2 protein-coding genes are annotated in these 1,907 nt (G+C 72.9%); both read right to left on the bottom strand.

Features of this window, described 5'->3' with window-relative positions; translation table 11 throughout:
* Window positions 1–2: 2 nt before the first annotated feature.
* Window positions 3–554, bottom strand: coding sequence for a hypoxanthine phosphoribosyltransferase (gene hpt / locus NQ160_RS23125; protein ID WP_257517358.1), 552 nt, complete (start codon window positions 552–554; stop codon window positions 3–5).
* Between the two features lie 9 nt (window positions 555–563).
* The gene (gene tilS, locus NQ160_RS23120) at window positions 564–1,571 is read right to left on the bottom strand and encodes a tRNA lysidine(34) synthetase TilS (RefSeq protein WP_257517357.1); all 1,008 of its coding nucleotides are present in this window, start codon (window positions 1,569–1,571) and stop codon (window positions 564–566) included.
* Window positions 1,572–1,907 lie beyond the last annotated feature (336 nt).

Below are 1,907 nucleotides of genomic sequence, written 5' to 3'. Positions count from 1 at the left end.
GCTCAGGCGTAGACGTGCGGGGCGAGCACCGCGACGTCGCGCAGGTTGCGGTAGCGCTCGGCGTAGTCGAGGCCATAGCCGACGACGAACTCGTTCGGGATGTCGAAGCCCACGTACTTGCAGTCGATCTTCACCTTGGCCGCCTCGGGCTTGCGCAGCAGCGCCAGCACCTCGATGGACTCGGCACCGCGTGAGGCGAAGTTCTCCAGCAGCCAGCTGAGGGTCAGCCCCGAGTCGATGATGTCCTCGACGATGAGAACGTGCTTGCCGTGCAAGTCGGTGTCGAGGTCCTTGCGGATCTGCACGACGCCGCTGGACTTGGTGCCGGCGCCGTATGACGACACGGCCATCCAGTCCATCATGACGTCGCTCTGCAGCGACCGCGCGAAATCGGCCATCACCATGACGGCGCCCTTGAGCACGCCCACCAGCAGCAGGTCCTTGCCGGCATAGTCCGCGTCGACCCTGGCGGCGAGGTCGCGGAGCTTCTGCTGGATCTCCTCCTCGGTGACGAGGATGGTGGAAAGCTGGTCCGAGATGTCAGCGGCACGCATGCGTCGAGTCTAGATTCCCTCGGGTCCCGCGGTGAACTCCACCACCGGTCCGCGGCGGCGGGCGTGGCATCCCGGCAGGTCGATCGGTCCCTGTCCGGACCAGTCGGTGACCAGGCGCGCGACTTCGAGGGTCTGCGACCTGGTGAGGGACTGCCCGAACTCGCTGGCCACGACGTGCCGGATGATGCGGTTGCGCAGGGCCGGCGGGTTGGCCGCGAGGGCGGCGACCGACACCGCGATGCCGGCCTCTGCCGGCTCGACGATGTCCTCGATCGTCTCGTCGATCATGCGGGCGAACGCCTCGGCGTCTTCGCGCAGCTGCTCGGCGGTGCGGGCGAGCGCCTCGGCGATGCCGGGCCCGAGCTCGGTCTCGAGCAGCGGCAGCACCCGCTCGCGCACCCGCACCCGTGCGAAGCGGGGGTCGGTGTTGTGGGGGTCGTCCCACGGCTCGAGCCCGGCAGCCGCGCAGGCGGCCCGGGTGGTCTGACGGCGCACCGCCAGCAGCGGGCGCAGCCACCGGGTGCCGGTCGCCTCGTCGCGGCGCTCGGGCGCCATGCCCGCCAGGCTCGCGGCGCCCGAGCCGCGGGCGAGGCCGAGCAGCACCGTCTCCGCTTGGTCGTCGAGGGTGTGGCCGAGCAGCACCGCCTCGGCGCCGCGCGCGGCGGCGGCATCGGCGAGCGCCGCATAGCGGGCGTCGCGGGCGGCGGCTTCTGGGCCTCCCTGGGCGGTCGGGTCGACCGTCACCCGCACGACGGCGGCCTCGATTCCGAGTGCCGTGGCGGCCGCCGCCGCGCGGGCAGCGGTCTCGTGCGAACCGGGCTGCAGCCCGTGGTCCACCGTGATGCTGGTCACCCGGAGCCCCAGCTTCGGCGCCTCGAACGCCGTCGCGGCGGCGAGGGCGAGCGAGTCGGCGCCGCCGCTCAGGGCGACGACCACCTCGCCACCGCCGGCAAAGGGCTGCAGCGCGGCGCGGACGGCGCGGCGGGTCTCGGCGACAGCAGGACTCAGGGACGGCACGCGACCACGGTAGCCGCCGCGGCCGCGTCCCGTGACGCCGCCGTCCCGCCCGGCCGGCGTGCCCAACGTCGCCGATGTGACGACCACCAGCGCCGACAGCGCCCGCGCGGCGCCCTGGCGCGCGGTTGGGCGACGTTGTGCACGCGGACCTACCGACAGCACCCGCCGGGCCGTCCGCAACTCAGCCCGAATCGCCCGAGCCGGGGCCGGCAGCCGCCGAACACCCCGGTCCACCGGAGTTATGGTGCGAACGCCGCCCGACTAGGCTGGTCGCCGCATCCCACCCACGTCTGAAGGAGCACCAGTATGGGCGCGTACGACGCCGTCATCGAGATC

The organism is Microbacterium sp. zg.Y909, from assembly GCF_024626565.1.
This window is presented reverse-complemented; position numbering and strand designations above follow the sequence as displayed.